The 15,896-nt window shown below is 62.1% G+C and carries 17 protein-coding genes; 13 read left to right on the plus strand and 4 right to left on the minus strand.

The window, feature by feature from the left end; genetic code table 11:
* The first annotated feature begins 116 nt into the window (after positions 1–116).
* From ATK23_RS03355 to ATK23_RS03400, 10 genes are all read left to right on the plus strand, one after another.
* Positions 117–551, plus strand: a complete 435-nt coding sequence (locus ATK23_RS03355; protein WP_052253623.1) for a hypothetical protein — start codon at positions 117–119, stop codon at positions 549–551.
* Between the two features lie 284 nt (positions 552–835).
* Positions 836–1,627, plus strand: a complete 792-nt coding sequence (atpB, locus tag ATK23_RS03360; protein WP_083515384.1) for a F0F1 ATP synthase subunit A — start codon at positions 836–838, stop codon at positions 1,625–1,627.
* A gap of 106 nt (positions 1,628–1,733) precedes the next feature.
* Entirely contained in the window at positions 1,734–1,946 is a 213-nt protein-coding gene (locus ATK23_RS03365; protein ID WP_038990456.1) for an ATP synthase subunit C-like protein, read from the plus strand.
* Between the two features lie 80 nt (positions 1,947–2,026).
* Entirely contained in the window at positions 2,027–2,581 is a 555-nt protein-coding gene (locus ATK23_RS03370; protein WP_038990457.1) for a F0F1 ATP synthase subunit B, read from the plus strand.
* The gene (locus ATK23_RS03375) at positions 2,581–3,393 is read left to right on the plus strand and encodes a F0F1 ATP synthase subunit delta (RefSeq protein WP_066137621.1); all 813 of its coding nucleotides are present in this window, start codon (positions 2,581–2,583) and stop codon (positions 3,391–3,393) included. The genes ATK23_RS03370 and ATK23_RS03375 overlap by 1 nt, the downstream gene beginning before the upstream one ends.
* Positions 3,394–3,519: 126 nt before the next feature.
* On the plus strand, positions 3,520–5,157 hold the full coding sequence (atpA, locus tag ATK23_RS03380) for a F0F1 ATP synthase subunit alpha (RefSeq protein ID WP_038990460.1): 1,638 nt from the start codon (positions 3,520–3,522) through the stop codon (positions 5,155–5,157).
* Between the two features lie 76 nt (positions 5,158–5,233).
* Positions 5,234–6,127, plus strand: coding sequence for a F0F1 ATP synthase subunit gamma (locus ATK23_RS03385; RefSeq protein ID WP_066137623.1), 894 nt, complete (start codon positions 5,234–5,236; stop codon positions 6,125–6,127).
* Positions 6,128–6,162: 35 nt separating this feature from the next.
* Positions 6,163–7,608: a F0F1 ATP synthase subunit beta gene (atpD, locus tag ATK23_RS03390; protein ID WP_066137625.1), complete on the plus strand. Its 1,446-nt coding sequence runs from the start codon at positions 6,163–6,165 to the stop codon at positions 7,606–7,608.
* Positions 7,609–7,610: 2 nt separating this feature from the next.
* A complete protein-coding gene (locus ATK23_RS03395) occupies positions 7,611–7,880 on the plus strand; it encodes a F0F1 ATP synthase subunit epsilon (RefSeq protein WP_038990466.1) in 270 nt (89 codons plus the stop codon).
* 8 nt (positions 7,881–7,888) lie between these two features.
* A complete protein-coding gene (locus ATK23_RS03400; protein ID WP_066137627.1) occupies positions 7,889–8,317 on the plus strand; it encodes a DUF2550 domain-containing protein in 429 nt (142 codons plus the stop codon).
* A gap of 58 nt (positions 8,318–8,375) precedes the next feature.
* On the opposite strand, the gene nagA is transcribed toward ATK23_RS03400, so the two are convergent.
* The 3 genes from nagA to nucS all read right to left on the minus strand — a co-directional run bounded on the left by nagA (position 8,376) and on the right by nucS (position 11,232).
* Positions 8,376–9,584, minus strand: a complete 1,209-nt coding sequence (nagA, locus tag ATK23_RS03405; RefSeq protein ID WP_066137631.1) for an N-acetylglucosamine-6-phosphate deacetylase — start codon at positions 9,582–9,584, stop codon at positions 8,376–8,378.
* 86 nt (positions 9,585–9,670) lie between these two features.
* Positions 9,671–10,393, minus strand: a complete 723-nt coding sequence (locus ATK23_RS03410) for a DUF4126 domain-containing protein (RefSeq protein ID WP_066137633.1) — start codon at positions 10,391–10,393, stop codon at positions 9,671–9,673.
* Positions 10,394–10,536: 143 nt separating this feature from the next.
* Positions 10,537–11,232, minus strand: a complete 696-nt coding sequence (gene nucS / locus ATK23_RS03415; protein WP_038990509.1) for an endonuclease NucS — start codon at positions 11,230–11,232, stop codon at positions 10,537–10,539.
* 59 nt (positions 11,233–11,291) lie between these two features.
* On the opposite strand from nucS, the gene ATK23_RS03420 reads away from it, so the two are divergent.
* The gene (locus tag ATK23_RS03420) at positions 11,292–11,663 is read left to right on the plus strand and encodes an Rv1322 family protein (protein ID WP_066137635.1); all 372 of its coding nucleotides are present in this window, start codon (positions 11,292–11,294) and stop codon (positions 11,661–11,663) included.
* Positions 11,664–11,686: 23 nt separating this feature from the next.
* Here ATK23_RS03420 and ATK23_RS03425 read toward each other — a convergent pair whose 3' ends face one another.
* Positions 11,687–13,057 carry an AI-2E family transporter gene (locus ATK23_RS03425; RefSeq protein WP_066137637.1) on the minus strand — a complete coding sequence of 457 codons (1,371 nt, stop codon included), beginning with the start codon at positions 13,055–13,057 and terminating at the stop codon, positions 11,687–11,689.
* A 161-nt stretch (positions 13,058–13,218) separates the two neighbouring features.
* Here ATK23_RS03425 and ATK23_RS03430 point away from each other — a divergent pair, with 161 nt between their 5' ends.
* Both ATK23_RS03430 and ATK23_RS03435 read left to right on the plus strand, forming a co-directional pair.
* Positions 13,219–14,925, plus strand: a complete 1,707-nt coding sequence (locus ATK23_RS03430; protein WP_066137639.1) for a hypothetical protein — start codon at positions 13,219–13,221, stop codon at positions 14,923–14,925.
* A 5-nt stretch (positions 14,926–14,930) separates the two neighbouring features.
* A complete protein-coding gene (locus ATK23_RS03435) occupies positions 14,931–15,842 on the plus strand; it encodes a co-chaperone YbbN (RefSeq protein WP_066137640.1) in 912 nt (303 codons plus the stop codon).
* Positions 15,843–15,896 lie beyond the last annotated feature (54 nt).

The raw sequence follows: 15,896 nt of genomic DNA on the forward strand, positions 1-15,896 counted from the left end.
TTCAATGTGGATCTTCTTCCTCCTGTTCTTTTCGGGAACGGGCGGGAGTTTCAAGTTTCATCAGCATCGATGGGTGCGCGATGGTCCCTCGGTGTTGACGAAGAAAGGTTGCGGACGTGAATTCTGGTTCTGCCCGCGTCAGTGCTTCGTCAGCCCCGAAATCCATCTGGCTGCCGATTCTTGGCTTGTCACTGGTGTATTCGGCGATCGCTACCGCCATATTTTTCCTGATTTCATGGCTGGTAGCTGATCTCACCTACGCGCTTTCTGGCGCGCTGGCTGCCGGGATCGTGATCGGCTTTTTCGCAATTGGCATCCTCATCGCCGAAGCTGCCGGGCGAATCCGCCGATCGTGGGCCATGCCCGCATTCCTGGGCGTCTTTGTCATCAAGGTTTTCGGCATCGCCTTCGTGCTGTTGAACCTGGGGTTGCCCGAATGGGTCAACCGCCAGGGATTCGTTCTTGCAGCAGCTATCTCCCTTGTTGCCTGGCAGGTTGGCGAGGTGCGTGCCTTCATGAAGGCACGCCTGGCTATCTACAACGAGGAATAGAGAATTCCGCCCGACTTTGTGTCGGTGGGGTGCTGTGAGTTTGATAAGCTTACTTCGGGTCATTTTTGGCCGTCCGCTGAACTGCGGGCGGTTTATGCAAGATGCATCCGCGGGGAGACCCGCAGATGGACCTTCATCAGGGTTGATGCTTTGGCATGGGCCGTGATGGGATCCCCGTTTGATCTTTTCTTCACACGGTGAGAGGCAGTTACCGCCAGTCACCGCCTTTTGCCCGTGACCGTTACTGCAGAGAGGACAGCGCGTTGTTCGCGTTTGCGCTCCCAATGGCCTCAGAAGAAGGCGGCTTCGTACCGCCATCCGTTTCCGATACCCACCTTCCAGATATCTTCCCTTGGATGGCGGAGTACGGCACGGGTTTCGGCAAGCAGATGCTCATGATCGTTTTGTCGATCGTGCTCATCACTTGGTTCTTCACCGCGGCCATCAAGAACCCTAAATTGGTTCCAGGCAAGATGCAGTACATCGCTGAAACCGGTTACGCATTCGTACGTAACGGAATTGGCCGCGACATCATCGGCGAGAAGAACTTCCGTCCTTGGATTCCTCTGCTGTTCGCGACCTTCTTCTTCGTACTGCTGAACAACCTCTTCGGCGCGATTCCGTTCCTGCAGCTTCCATCGTTCTCACACGCTGGTTCTGCCTACGCGATGGCTATCATCATCTACGGCACCTGGATTGCCGTAGGCCTGAAGAACCATGGTATCCGCTACTTCAAGCTGGCTGTCGTCCCGTCCGGTGTTCCGGGCTGGATCATGCCGCTGATGGTTCCGTTGGAAATCATTTCTAACTTCATCGTTCGCCCGCTGACGCACTCGCTGCGTTTGATGGCAACGATGCTGGCCGGTCACATGATCGTGATGCTGGCAGCGTCCGGTGCACGTCACCTGATCGTTGTCCAGGACTCCCTGGCCATGAACGGCCTCGGCGTGCTGGTCATCATCGGATCGGTCGCAATGTACTTCCTGGAACTTCTGATCATGTGCCTGCAGGCGTTCGTTTTCGCCCTGCTGACCGCGATCTACCTCCAAGGTGCAATTGAAGCCGACGCCCACTAGGCCAACACTTCTTTCTTCCAACCCATAAAGATCTTCCTTGAGTCGCTCAAGGAATACCTCACAACCTACCGGCAAAAGCCCGGTATCTTGAAAGGAACATAATCACATGTTGCACGGCTCCCTGAATATGATCGGCTACGGCCTGGCTGCTATCGGTTCGGCTATCGGCGTTGGCTTGATCTTCGCTGCCTACATCAACGGTGTTGCTCGTCAGCCAGAAGCTCAGCGCATCCTGCAGCCAATCGCCATGCTTGGCTTCGCACTTGCTGAAGCACTGGCCATCCTGGGCCTGGTCTTCGCCTTCGTCGTAGGCGCCTAGTCTTTTCGCAACTGTAGTGGCCTCGCCACTATCGCGAGGCGTACACAAAAGCGGAAACTAGTAGATAAGGAATAGTGAGAATGAACAGCACTGATTTCATCCTCGCTGCGAGCGAATCGGTCAACCCGCTGTTGCCGAACCCGTGGGAAATTCTCGTTACGGGTGTTGGTTTCGCGGTCCTTCTGTTCATCGTCATCAAGGTGATTGCTCCGAAGTTCGAGCAGTCCTATGAAGATCGCGTCACCGCGATCGAAGGTGGCCTTGAGAAGGCTGAAGCAGCGCAGAAGGAAGCAGAGGAGACCTTGGCACTGTACAAGGCCCAGCTTCTGGAAGCACGCACCGAAGCAAACCGCATCCGTGAGGAAGCTCGTAGCGAAGGTGCTCAGATCCTCGCCGATCTGAAGACCAAGGCAACCGATGAGGCAGCTCGCATCACCGAGCAGTCGCACCGCCAGATCGAGGCTGAGCGCGTATCCGCACTGGCTTCGCTCCGCACCGACGTGGGCGCATTGGCTACCGAGCTTGCAAGCAAGGTTGTTGACGAAGCTCTGCAGGACGATGCCCGTGCCCAGCGCGTGGTTGACAAGTTCCTGACCGATTTGGAAGCTCAGCAGAACGCAGGTGCATCGAACTAATGGCAAGTGTATCGAGCGAGTCACTGGCAAAGGCTTTGGAGTTCCTGGAACCCAAGCTGGCACTGGCATCTATTGAGCTGCCTAAGGAACTGTTCGCGGTCCTGGAAGTACTGGATGCAAATGCCGGTCTCCGCCGCGCATTGACTGACCCAGCCCGTGGGAATGCCGACAAGGCAGGCCTTTTGGCTCAGCTGCTGCGCGGAAAGGTCTCGGCTGACGCCGAGGATACCGTTGCGCAGCTGGCTTCTACCCGCTGGAGCTCGGAACGCGACATTAGCGATGCGCTCGAAACGCTGGCTGTCACCGCGGTTAGCGCGGTGGCGGAACAGCAGGACGGCGCTTCGGGGCTGAACAAGCTGGAGCAGGATCTGTTCTCCTTCATCGAGGTAGTTCGTGGCAATCACGAGCTGCAGCGTGCGTTGGATGATGCACAGGCCCCAGTCGAGGCTAAGCGCGCACTCGCGCTGAAGCTCGTGCCTAACGCGTCGCAGACCTCGCAGGTTTTGATCTCCCAGGCAGTTTCGAACCCTCGCGGTTTGAAGCCGGCAGCCTTGGTTGGACGTTTCGTAGAGCTCGTGGCCAAGCGCCAGCAGCGCTGGATCGCTTCGGTGACCAGCTCCATCGAACTCTCCGAAGCCCAGCTTTCGCGCCTGGAGAGCAGCCTGAACAAGCTATACGGTCGTCAGCTCAAGCTCAACACCACTACCGACCCATCGCTGGTTGGTGGCTTGGTAGTCAAGGTTGGCGACGAAGTTGTCGACGCTTCCGTGGCATCACGCGTGGCCGAGTTGCGCCGCGCCTTGGCCAGCTAGGACTCATTGGGCGCGAGGAGCGATCCTTCGCCCGGTGTTCCTGGCTGCCAGGACCACAACAGACTTCATTCACATTCGATTCGGCCCGCCGGGCCGGATCACAATTTAGGAGAGCAGGGACTGCAGATGGCCGATTTGACCATCAATGCCAACGACGTCCGCGATGCCCTAAACGAGTTCGCATCTTCCTTCGAACCGGGTAAGGCAGAGCGCACCGAGGTGGGACGCGTCGTCGCCGCGAGCGACGGCATCGCCAGAGTGGAAGGCCTTCCTTCCGTCATGGCCAACGAGTTGCTGAAGTTCGAAGATGGCACCCTGGGCTTGGCCCAGAACCTCGATACCCGCGAAATCGGTGTCGTTGTGCTTGGTGACTTCACCGGCATCGAAGCTGGCCAGAAGGTAGAGCGCACCGGCGAGATCCTTTCGGTTCCAGTCGGCGACGGCTACCTGGGCCGCGTGGTCGACCCATTGGGCGAGCCACTGGACAACCTGGGCCCAATCGCTTCCGAAGGCCGCCGCGCCCTGGAGCTCCAGGCCCCAGGCGTGACCCAGCGCAAGAGCGTGCACGAGCCAATGCAGACCGGTCTGAAGGCTATCGACGCCATGATCCCGATCGGCCGTGGCCAGCGCCAGCTGATCATTGGCGACCGCCAGACCGGCAAGACCGCCATCGCGGTCGACACCATCCTGAACCAGCGTGCCAACTGGGAGTCCGGCGATCAGACCAAGCAGGTCCGCTGCATCTACGTGGCAATCGGCCAGAAGGCATCGACCATCGCTGCCGTCCGCCAGACCCTCGAAGAGCAGGGCGCCCTGGAGTACACCACCATCGTGGCCTCCCCGGCATCGGACCCAGCCGGCTTCAAGTACTTGGCTCCATACGCAGGCTCGGCCATCGGCCAGCACTGGATGTACGGCGGCAAGCACGTTCTGATCGTCTTTGATGATCTGTCGAAGCAGGCTGAAGCCTACCGTGCCGTGTCCCTGCTGCTGCGCCGTCCGCCAGGACGCGAAGCCTACCCAGGCGACGTCTTCTACCTGCACTCCCGCCTGCTTGAGCGTTGCGCCAAGCTGTCGGACGAGTTGGGTGCAGGCTCGATGACTGGCTTGCCAATCATCGAAACCAAGGCCAACGACGTGGGCGCGTTCATTCCGACCAACGTCATCTCGATCACCGACGGTCAGATCTTCTTGCAGTCGGACCTCTTCAACGCCAACCAGCGTCCAGCTGTCGACGTGGGTATCTCGGTATCCCGCGTTGGCGGTTCGGCACAGGTCAAGGCCATGAAGAAGGTTTCCGGTACCTTGAAGCTGGAACTGGCTCAGTACCGCGACATGCAGGCATTCGCAATGTTCGCTTCGGACCTGGATGCCGCTTCCAAGCAGCAGCTGACCCGTGGCGCACGCCTGATGGAACTGCTCAAGCAGGGCCAGTACACCCCGTACCCGGTTGAGGACCAGGTCGTTTCGATCTGGGCCGGCACCAACGGCTACCTGGACGACGTCCCGGTTGAGGATGTACGCCGCTTCGAGGGCGAGTTCATCGAGTACCTGCGCCACCGCACCGATGTGCTGACCGTGATTGGCCAGACCGGCAAGCTGGAGAACGAGACTCTGGAAGCCATGAAGACCGCTGTTGCGGACTTCAAGGCAGGCTTCTTCGGCGAGGGCGACGACAAGCTTGTCGCAGCCGGACACGAAGAGCATGACGCTCTCGATTCCGAGTCCGTTGACCAGGAACAGATCGTCAAGCAGAAGCGCTGACATTTTCCTTGCCAAGGGGGAGCGGCGCCGGTAACGGCGCCGCCCTCCCAAGGCAGGGGATAAGGAAAGGACACACATGGGAGCCCAGATTCGGGTCTACCGCCAGAAGATCGGATCGACCAAGTCGATGCGCAAGATCTTCAAGGCGATGGAACTGATCGCTGCATCCCGCATTGGTAAGGCACGTACGCGTGTCTCGGCCTCGCTGCCGTATGCCAATGCGATTACCCGTGCAGTAACCGCCGTCGCGTCCCAGGCCGATGTCGATCATCCACTGACCACCGAGCCGGCGCAGGTACGCCGTGCCGCGGTCCTGGTGATGACTTCGGACCGAGGACTTGCCGGGTCCTACTCCGCCAGCGTTCTGAAGCAGGCAGAGCACCTCGTGGAACTCCTGCGTGAAGAAGGCAAGGAAGTCAAGACCTACTTGGTCGGCCGCAAGGCCCAGGCTTACTTTGATTTCCGCTCACGCGAGTACGCACGAGTGTGGACCGGGGAAACCGATTCCCCGCGTTTCGAAACCGCACGCGAGCTGCGCGATGTCCTCCTGGAGGACTTCGACACCGACTTCGAGCAGGGAGGCGTGGACGAGATCCACGTCGTCTACACCCAGTTCAAGTCGATGGTCACGCAGGAACCGACGGTCATCCGTCTGTTGCCGTTGGAGGTTGTCGAGGACGAGTCCGAGACCCCGGCCGACGAGCTGTTGCCACTGTACGAGTTTGAGCCATCGCCGGAGGAAGTGCTTGACGCACTGCTGCCGCGCTACATCGATTCTCGACTGTTCAACTGCCAGCTGCAGTCCGCTGCCTCCGAGCTCGCTGCCCGCCAGCGCGCCATGAAGGCCGCAGGCGATAACGCTGGTGAACTGATCAAGAAGTACACCCGATTGCTCAACAATGCCCGTCAGGCTGAAATCACCCAGGAGCTTTCGGAAATTATTGCCGGCGCCGACGCGCTGAACAGCTGATTTCCGAGATTCCGACCAGACAAGAAGTGAGAAAGATGACTGCCCAACTCAACGAGCAGGTTACCGCAGGGGCCATTGGTCGCGTCGCGCGCGTGACTGGCCCGGTCGTGGACGTCGAGTTCCCAGCCGACGCACTGCCTGCTATCTACAACGCACTGACCGCTGAGCTGACCCTCAACGGCGAAACCAAGAAGATCACCTTCGAGACCAGCCAGCACCTCGGTGAGGGCCTGGTCCGCGCAGTATCGCTGCAGGGCACCGACGGCCTGGTCCGCGGCGCTCAGGTTATCGATACCGGCGCTGCCATCTCCGTCCCAGTCGGCGACGGCGTCAAGGGCCACATCTTCAACGTGCTGGGCGATGCCCTGGACGTTGACAACTCGGAGATCCAGGTTTCCGAGCGCTGGCCAATCCACCGCGAAGCACCGAAGTTCTCGGAGCTCGAGGGCTCGACCGAGATGCTGGAAACCGGCATCAAGTCGATCGACCTGCTGACCCCTTACATCAAGGGCGGCAAGATCGGCCTGTTCGGCGGCGCTGGCGTGGGCAAGACCGTGCTGATCCAGGAAATGATCACCCGTGTGGCACGCAACTTCGGTGGTACCTCGGTATTCGCCGGCGTGGGCGAGCGCACCCGTGAAGGCAACGACCTCTGGGTCGAAATGGACGAAGCCAACGTGCTCAAGGACACCGCACTGGTGTTCGGCCAGATGGATGAGCCACCAGGCACCCGTCTGCGCGTGGCACTGTCGGCTCTGACCATGGCGGAATACTTCCGCGATGTGCAGAACCAGGACGTGCTGCTCTTCATCGACAACATCTTCCGCTTCACCCAGGCCGGTTCCGAGGTGTCGACCCTGCTGGGCCGCATGCCTTCCGCCGTGGGCTACCAGCCGAACTTGGCCGATGAAATGGGCCTGCTGCAGGAACGCATCACCTCGACGAAGGGCCGCTCGATTACCTCGATGCAGGCTGTCTACGTCCCGGCCGATGACTACACCGACCCGGCTCCAGCAGCAACCTTCGCCCACCTGGATGCAACCACCGAGCTGTCGCGTGAAATCGCGTCGCGCGGCCTGTACCCGGCAATCGATCCGCTGACCTCGACCTCGCGAATCCTGGATCCGCAGTACATCGGTCAGGATCACTACGATGTAGCCATCCGCGTGAAGGCTATCCTGCAGAAGAACAAGGAACTGCAGGACATCATCGCGATCCTCGGTATCGACGAACTGGGCGAAGAGGACAAGATCGTCGTTGCACGTGCACGCCGCATCCAGCAGTTCCTGTCGCAGAACACCTACACCGCAAAGCAGTTCACCGGTGTCGAGGGCTCGACCGTGTCGATCAAGGACACCATCGAAGGCTTCAAGGCCATTTGCGATGGCGACCTGGACCACATTGCAGAACAGGCGTTCTTCAACATCGGCGGTCTGGACGACGTCGAGCGCCAGTGGGCCGAAATCCAGAAGGCCAGCTAATCATGGCTGAGCTTCAGGTCGAAATCGTCGCGGCCGACCACTTCGTGTGGTCGGGCGCAGCGAAGCTGGTCAAGGCTCGTTCGGTGGACGGCGAGATCGGTGTTCTGCCCGGTCACGTTCCGATGCTGTCCGTGCTTGCCGCTGGGGACCTGGAAATCGAACCGGTTTCCGAGTCCCGCTTCTCAGTCCAGATCGATGGGGGCTTCTTCTCCGTTGATTCGGATCGCGTAGTGATCGTTGCTGACAACGCTGTGCTTGGTACCGCAGCGTAGGCGATGAATTGTTCGAGATAACCGCACCAGTTCTGATCGCGTTGCTGATCCTCATCGGCATCGCCATGTTCTTCGGGGCCATGGCCGTGCGCCGCATCCAATTGCGGCGCACGCTGGGCACCTTCGATGCATCAATCCTTGCGCCCTCGGGCAAATGGATCATGGTCATCGGCCGCTACGGCGGAGCGCATGTGGACCTGTTGCGGTTTTTCTCTGTCTCCCCGGTGCCGAGCTTCGTGATCGAGCGCCGCGGACTGGACATCACCGGAACGCGCCAGCCCACCGATGAGGAAACCTCGCGGATCCCGCCGGGATTCATCATCGTGATGCTGGTGCGCAGCGGTGAGGAACTGCTGCTGGCCATGGACTACCGTGACTACACCGGCTTCTCGGCCTGGCTCGAAGCCGGTCCGATCGCCGGAAGCTGGCAGATCTAGCATTTGATATGTGAAGACCGCCGCTGCACTTGCAGCGGCGGTCTTCGCATCTTAAGGGCTAGAGGTATTCCCCGTTGCGGATCGTCTGGACCAGCTGCAGTTCGGCATCGAGGACCAGCGCGTCGGCCGCGAAGCCATAGTGCAGGGAGCCGACTTCATCGGCCAATCCGATCAGCGAGGCAGGGATGGACGTGGCCGAGTTGACCGCCTCGACCAGCGAGACCCCTGCCTGCACCGCATGCTGGACGATCTGGAGCAGCGTGCAGGTGCCGCCGGCCAGCGAATTATCGCTCGACAGCCGTGCCTGGCCGTTGGACACGGTCACTTCCTGCGGGCCGAGGGTGTACTGGCCATCGTCCAGGCCAGTGGCTGCCATGGAATCGCTGACCAGCAGGATGTTGCCTCCGCCCACCAGCCGGTAGACCAGCCGCACGGTATCGGGGGACAGGTGCACCCCGTCGGCGATCAGCTCCACGAACGCATTGCGGTTCACCGCTTCTTCCAGGCAGGCGGCCACCGGTCCCGGTTCGCGGTGGTGCAGCGAGGGCATGCCGTTGAACAGGTGGGTGACCGTCGGGCGTTCGGTGAATCCGTCCACCCCGGCGCTGCGCAGCTGCTCGCGGGCAAAGCGCAGCGAATCGGAGGCGACCTGCGCGCTGGCATCGGTATGCCCCAGCGAGGGAACCACGCCGTGGGAGACCAGCTGCTCGATGATTTCCTCGGTGCCCTCCAGCTCGGGGGCATAGGTCATGGTGCGCAGCTGGCCGCGGCTGGCGGCCACCAGTTCGCTGACGAAGCCGGGATCAGGTTCCTGCAGGAAGCGCGGATCCTGGGCGCCGCAGCGGGCTTCGGAGAGGAACGGGCCCTCGGCATGGATGCCGGCAATCTTCCCGGCCTCGGCCAATTCGGCGAGCAGCTCGGCGGCCTCGGTCATCGACGACGGCTCAGCGGTGACCAGCGAGGCGAGCAGCGTTGTGGTGCCCGAACGGTGCAGGTACTCGATGGCTTCGGTGACGCTCTCGTGATCCGGCGACGAGAAATCAGCGCCGAGGGCGCCGTGGCAGTGCAGGTCAATGAGGCCCGGGATGATGATGGATCCCGGGGCCACTTCGCGCACCGGGTAGTCGGCGGCGTCGGGCAGGGCGGTGAAGTCATCGCGGTTGCCGGCAAAGCGGATGCGGTCTCCCTCGACGGCGAGCACGCCATCGGTGACCTTGAGACCATCGGAAATCAGGGTGGCGAACAAAGCGTAGCGCGTCGTAGTCATGTTCCCAGCTTAGAAGAGAGAAGGCATCCAGTCACCGACTTGGCGGATTATTCTCGAAGCGGACGTGGAAGGAGGGCGCCATGCGCTCAGCCGCGTGTAGCGGCAGGATCCGGGTTTTCCGGATCGGTGCCGGAAGCGATGAGCTTCAGCGATTGCCAGGCGCTGGCATTCCCGCCGGTGTCGCTCTGCGCTTCGCGCGCGGCCCGTGCGGCGGCCTGCTTGTCCTTCGCGTTGCCGAATTTGCTCTTCAGCGAGCGGTAGGCCTTGCGGAACATCCGGTAGAGGAGGAACCCGATGGCCACCGCTGCCAGGCCAAGCAGCGCGGCCAGCACCGGAAGCAGCACAGCAGCGAGGACGAGCACCAGCGCACCGAAATCCTCGATCAGGCTGCGCACCCATTGGGTCACCGGTTCGGGCACGACGTTGGTAGCCGCGGTCAGCGATGATTTGCCCAGGCTCACCGACAGCGCGGATCCCGCACCGAGCAACCCGGTCACCACGGCAACTTCCACTCCCGAGTTGGCCCCAAGCCCAATGCCTACCAGCGCTCCGAAGACCGGGCGCAGCCATACGGAGACCGTTTCCATGGACAAGTTCAGGAAAGGGATCTTGTCCAGGCCCGCCTCGCCAATGGCCAGCACCGCGCAAATCGCCAGAACCCAAGGATTGCTGATGCTCTCGGGGATCTGCCGGGCGGCGGAGGCGATCATCTCTGGTGCGGTGTCGGGAATTGCGAGTCTCGCAATGCCGAGCGCCAACACGGTGAAGTAGGGCCGAAGTCCGGCGGCGGAACCGCTGCCAATGGCCATGAGCGAAGCTGTCAGCGGATCCAATGGTCCTCCCGGCAAAGCTGGCTGGTGCCGTGCGGCGCCCAGCGCATTTGGTTGAGGAGATCAGATTAGCAGTCGGCAGGCAGCTCCGGGACTCGCAGCGCGTCGGGCAGGACTCTGCGCTAGAAGAGACGTCCTGCGGAGTCGTCGACACCGCGCATGGCATCGTAGTCCAGGGTGAGGCAGCGGATGCCGCGGTCCTCGGCCAGGGTGCGGGCCTGCGGCTTGATCTGCTGGGCTGCGAAGATTCCGGTGACCGGCTTGAGCAGCGGATCGCGGTTGAGCAGGTCCAGATAGCGGGTCAGCTGTTCCACGCCGTCAATGTCGCCGCGGCGCTTGAGCTCTACCGCTACCGTGGCGCCCTTGGCATCACGGGCCAGGATATCCACCGGGCCGATGGCGGTCATGTACTCGCGGCGGATCAGCTGGTGGCCGTCGCCGAGCAACTCGATCTGCTCGGCCAGCAGGCGCTGCAGGTCGGCCTCGACGCCGTCCTTGACCAGCCCCGGATCATTGCCCAGGATGTGGGCCGAGTCGTGCTCGAAGCTGTGGAAGTGGATGGTCAGCTTGTCATCGGTCTTCGCGCTGGCCACAATCCATGTGGCGGTGGCTCCCAAAGCTGCGGCTTCCTCGTCGGGATCCGCCTCGCGCAGGGTCAATGGAGGATTCATCCAGTTCAGCGGCTTGTAGCTGCCGCCATCCGAGTGGATGAGAACCGATCCATCGGCCTTGACCATGATCAGGCGGGTCGCCAACGGAAGGTGGGCTCTCAGACGGCCCTCGTAATCAACTGAACACTTTGCTACCACTAAACGCACCCCACACACTTTACTAGCTGGTTGCGACTTGTGCCCTCGGATACGGCATGATTAATGACATGCCTCGTTCCAACCGCCCGCGCCGCTCGAAGAATTCACGACCTGCCAAGGGCCGGAACTCCGGATCCGGCCACGGCTACGGGGATGACGAGCAGGAGTACGGAGCGGACCAGGAAGAGTGGATGCAACGGGCCCGCTTCGGCGTGGTGCTCCGCCAGGATGCCCCGGATGGGCAGTGGCATGTCCGCAAGATCGCGCCGCTGAACGCCAACAAGACCTACACCTGCCCTGGGTGCCATCGCTCCATCGGCGTGGGCGTGGCCCATGTGGTCGCCTGGCGGGCGGATCACTGGTCGGGGGATGAGGCCGCGGCCAACGCGCGGCGCCACTGGCATCCGCACTGCTGGGAAACCCGCTCCTACCGCTACTAGGACGAGCCTGCGGAGTCAGTCCGCTAGCGGCGGTCCTGGCGTGCGATGAATACCTCGCGCAACAGGATCATGGCGCTGGCAGCTACCGGAATGGCCATCAGCGCACCGGTGACCCCGGCCAGGCTGCCACCGGCAATCACCGAGATCACCGCTACAGCGCCGGGCACTGCCACCGCACGGCGCATAATGCGCGGCGAGACGAAGTAGGCTTCGATTTGCAGGTAGCCGAAGTAGCAGATGGCATAGATCAGCGCGGTTTGCCACCCCAGGGACAGGGTCACCAAAGTGACCAGCACACCGGCGATCACGCCACCGACCAGTGGGATGAAGGCCAGCAAGGCCACCAGCAAGGTGAGCAGCGCGGTGAACGGAACGCCCAAGATGCTCATCAGGAGCAGCGCCACCAGGCAGTTCAATATCGCCACGGTGGCTTGGCCCATGACATAGTTGCCCACCGAGCGGGTGATGCGCACGGTCAATTCCGAGACGCGCTCGCGCTTGGAGCGCGGGGCCAGGCGCAATGAGAAGCCCATCATGCCTGGCAGGGACGCCAGGAAGTAGATGGCCAGCACCAGCACGATCAGCACGCCGAACATCGACTGCGCAACTGTTTGCGAGACGCCCAGGACACCGCCGAAGACATTCGTTACGGCGCCCGAGTCTCCAAAGAAACGGTCCACCTCGGTTGTGATGCGCTGGGAGATTGCATATTGGCGGTCGATTTCCCTGACCCATTCGCTATTGAGGAAATCATCGACGATTTCAGGCGCGCGCGTGATGAAGGCCGTGATCTGATTGACCAGTGTAGGGATGATCAGGGCCATGAAGCCGCCGAAGATTGCCAGCATGCTGACCATGGTCGCGGTCACGGCCAGCGGACGGGAGAGCCCCTTGCGCATCATGAAGCGCACAATCGGGTCAAGGCCCAGGGCAATGAACAGCGCGATGGCAATCCAGGTCATCAGCGAGCCGACATTGGTCAGCAGGTAGAAGCCGCCCAGGGCGATGCCCACCCCGATGGTGCCCAGGAAACCCATGGAAATCGGGTGCAGCGCAGGAATGGGTTCGGGGGATCCCTCCAGCGGCTGCTCGGGTTCCTCGCCGAGGGCCGCGCCCCGCTGCGGGGCGTTGAGCAGCTTGCCCACCCGGTCGGCGAGCTTCCTGGTCCAGCCCTCGCGAGCCGCAGTGCCGCCTGATGGCGCAGAAGCGGGATAGCGGGGGACCGGCGTGCCCTCTGATGATGGCGGCGCCGGCTGGGAATTCGCCTGATGAGGCTGGGAATGCGCTGTGGATTCCGGGCCTGGGGCCTCTGGTTCCACGGAGCGCTCAGGTGCGTGCGATTGCTCGTCGTGCGCGTGCTGAGCGCGATGCGGGCGCGGCTGATCTGGCTCCATGGGTCAGAGCATATCGCGCATTGGCGTCTATTAAGTGGTTCAAGACACCACGCACTTGCGGTGTTGAGGCAGTTCACAGGCACTGATCGGAACCATGATCCGCCGCAACTCGTTAGACTTGTCGAAGAACAGCTGTGAGACGTAGGCGAATAGGTGAACTTGTGCGAAAAGTAATCTCCGTGATCGCGATGCTGCTGGGGGCCGTGGCCCTGGTGGTCGGCATCGGACAGAAGACCTTTTGGGCGCCGCCCGAAACGGTGACCGCGACCATGCCGCAACTATCCGATGAGGCCCCGCTGACCGTGATTGAATCCTCGGTCAACGACCCCAAGCTTGATCCGGTGGAACTGGTGATCAAGTCGAAGGGTGAATTCACCGCGTCCCTGGGACGCGACTATGACGTCGAGTCGTGGGTCGGCGATGCCGCGCATGTTTCGGTCACCGGAATCGATACCAATAACCACAAGATGATTGCCGAATACGCGAAGGGCGAAGCCGAAGTGCCGAACCCCGCCGGCGATGACATCTTCTTCGACTCGCAGACCGCAGACCAGACCATGACCTACCGCTGGACCGCTCCGGATTCCGGCGACTGGTCGCTGTTGCTGGCCGCCGGCGGAAAGGACGCCGCTCCAGTGGACATCTCGGTGAGCTACGCAAATGACGACGCCATGCCATTTGCCCTGCCGCTGATCATTGCCGGCGCGCTGCTGCTGGTCTTCGGCGTGGCCCTGCTTGCCATGCGCCCCGGCAAGGCGAAGACCGGCTCGAACACCCAGCACTCGGTCGCCGCCGTGGCAGTCGTCGCCCTGGCCATCTCCGGCGTCTCGCTGCCGATGGCTCCAAGCGACGAGGACAGTGCCAAAGCCTCGGAATCGGCGCAGAAGTCCGATGAAGCGAAGTCCGAAGAAGCCAAGTCCGACGAGGCCAAGGGCTCCGAATCCGCCGCTTCCTCGGAGGAGGAAGCGGCCAGCTTCCCGGTGATCACCGAAGAGCAGCTCAAGCGGGTGCTGGCCGATGCCCAGAAGCAGATCGCCAAGGCAGATGAAAAGAACGATTCCAAGGCCCTGGAACAGCGCAGCGCCGGTGCTTTCAAGTACTTGCGCAACAAGCGCTATGACATGCTCAAGGAAGAGTTCAAGGTCGACAAGCCGATGGCGCTCACGACCCAGGTGATCCGCTCGGCCGCGGTGCCGAATGCGAATGAAGCCAAGTTCCCGCGCGTGATCTCCGTGGTGACCGCGAAGAACAATGACGCAGACACCCTTCCGCAGGCGCTCACCCTGGTGCAGGCCAATGCCCGCGAGAACTTCAAGGTGGTCTTCGCCGGACAGATGCTGCCGAACTCCACCTTCCCGGGCATCGCGGTGGGCGATCCGTCGACCAAGCAGCTGAGCGCCGACGCCGAAGGCCTGCAGATGACCCCGAAGAAGGCGCTGGAAGCGCTGGGCAAGGTGCTGACCGATCCCAAGGCCAAGGAGAAGGACAAGTTCGCCGAGTCGGACTTCATCAAGGCGGTGCACGCGGCCCAGAAGGACGAGTCCAAGGAAGCCAACGAGGCGAACGTGAAGTACAAGCGCTCGGTCGCCGAGGGCGACACCAAGGTGGTCTCCACCCCGGATGGCGGCGCGATTGTCACCGGCAAGCTGAACAACAAGGCGCTGTTCGTCCGCACCGAAGACGCCGACCCGCTCAAGAGCACCGACAAGCTGACCGAACAGCTGCTGGGCTCCAGCTCGTCGAACGGCGACGTCGAGAGCACCTACGCCGAACCAGTGATGTTCTACCTGCCGGCTGATGGTTCCAAGGACAAGATCCAGCTGATCTCGGCAAGCCAGGTCCTGCTCGATGTGAAGGAAGTTGACTAATCCCCATGACTGATCACAACATCCCCTCGACCCGCGGTGCGGTGGATCTCTCGGCGCTGGCCAACCACGGCCCGGAAGCCACCGACAGCACCCCAGCCGGTGCCGCCAGCTGGACCACCACCCTGGACGAGGCCGCGTTCCAGCAGTTCGTCGGCCTGTCCCAGCAGGTGCCTGCTATCGTTTCCCTCGGCTCGCCGCGCGTGCAGGTCTCTGCAGACCTGGATGCGACCCTGCGCAAGCTGGTGGATGCCAAGGGTGGCAAGTTCGTCCTCGGCCTCGTGGATGCCGAAAGCTACCCGCAGATCGCCCAGGCTTTCCAGGCGCAGCAGATCCCGATGGTGGTTGCGCTGATCAAGGGCCAGCCGGTGCCGCTGTTCCAGGGTCCTGCCGAAGAAGCGCAAATTGCCCAGGTTTTCGCGCAGCTTGAACAGCTCGCCGTGCAGCAGGGCATGAGCGGCACCGCCCCGGCATTCTCCGGGCAGGCCGGCCAGGCCGAGCCGGAACTGCCGCCGCTGCACCAGAAGGCAGTCGACGCCATCGATGCGGGGGACTACGCCGCCGCCGAGGCAGCCTACTTGGAAGCGCTGAACGAAAAGCCGAACGACAAGGACGCGCAGGTTGGCGTGTACCAGGTCCGCTTGCTCTCGCGCACGCACAACCTAGATCTGAACAAGGCCCGCGAGCAGGCCGCGCAGAATCCCGAGGACATCGCGGCGCAGCTCGATGTCGCCGACCTGGATGTGGTCGGCGGGCATGTCGAGGACGCCTTCGCCCGGCTGGTCTCGCTGATCTCCAAGCTGGCGGATGAGGACCGCGAGCGGGTGCGCCGCCGCCTGATCGAGCTCTATGCGGTCATCGGCAATGCCGACCCACGCGTCGCCGTCTCGCGCCAGAAGCTGGCCCGCGTACTCTTCTAGGTTGATGCCGAAGCGCTGAAGCGCACAGCCAGCAAGCCGCGGTCCGGAATATTT

It is taken from the genome of Glutamicibacter nicotianae (assembly GCF_002797775.1).
Lineage (GTDB): Bacteria > Actinomycetota > Actinomycetes > Actinomycetales > Micrococcaceae > Glutamicibacter > Glutamicibacter nicotianae.

What these genes read in the sequence shown, in the direction of transcription:
- atpD (WP_066137625.1), top strand. Translation starts at nt 6,163, where the DNA reads ATGACTGCCCAACTCAACGAGCAGGTTACCGCAGGGGCCATTGGTCGC.
- ATK23_RS03435 (WP_066137640.1), top strand. Translation starts at nt 14,931, where the DNA reads ATGACTGATCACAACATCCCCTCGACCCGCGGTGCGGTGGATCTCTCG.
- atpA (WP_038990460.1), top strand. Translation starts at nt 3,520, where the DNA reads ATGGCCGATTTGACCATCAATGCCAACGACGTCCGCGATGCCCTAAAC.
- ATK23_RS03425 (WP_066137637.1), bottom strand. Translation starts at nt 13,057, where the DNA reads ATGGAGCCAGATCAGCCGCGCCCGCATCGCGCTCAGCACGCGCACGAC.
- ATK23_RS03365 (WP_038990456.1), top strand. Translation starts at nt 1,734, where the DNA reads ATGTTGCACGGCTCCCTGAATATGATCGGCTACGGCCTGGCTGCTATC.
- ATK23_RS03410 (WP_066137633.1), bottom strand. Translation starts at nt 10,393, where the DNA reads ATGGCCATTGGCAGCGGTTCCGCCGCCGGACTTCGGCCCTACTTCACC.
- ATK23_RS03420 (WP_066137635.1), top strand. Translation starts at nt 11,292, where the DNA reads ATGCCTCGTTCCAACCGCCCGCGCCGCTCGAAGAATTCACGACCTGCC.
- atpB (WP_083515384.1), top strand. Translation starts at nt 836, where the DNA reads ATGGCCTCAGAAGAAGGCGGCTTCGTACCGCCATCCGTTTCCGATACC.
- ATK23_RS03375 (WP_066137621.1), top strand. Translation starts at nt 2,581, where the DNA reads ATGGCAAGTGTATCGAGCGAGTCACTGGCAAAGGCTTTGGAGTTCCTG.
- ATK23_RS03395 (WP_038990466.1), top strand. Translation starts at nt 7,611, where the DNA reads ATGGCTGAGCTTCAGGTCGAAATCGTCGCGGCCGACCACTTCGTGTGG.
- ATK23_RS03385 (WP_066137623.1), top strand. Translation starts at nt 5,234, where the DNA reads ATGGGAGCCCAGATTCGGGTCTACCGCCAGAAGATCGGATCGACCAAG.
- nagA (WP_066137631.1), bottom strand. Translation starts at nt 9,584, where the DNA reads ATGACTACGACGCGCTACGCTTTGTTCGCCACCCTGATTTCCGATGGT.
- ATK23_RS03370 (WP_038990457.1), top strand. Translation starts at nt 2,027, where the DNA reads ATGAACAGCACTGATTTCATCCTCGCTGCGAGCGAATCGGTCAACCCG.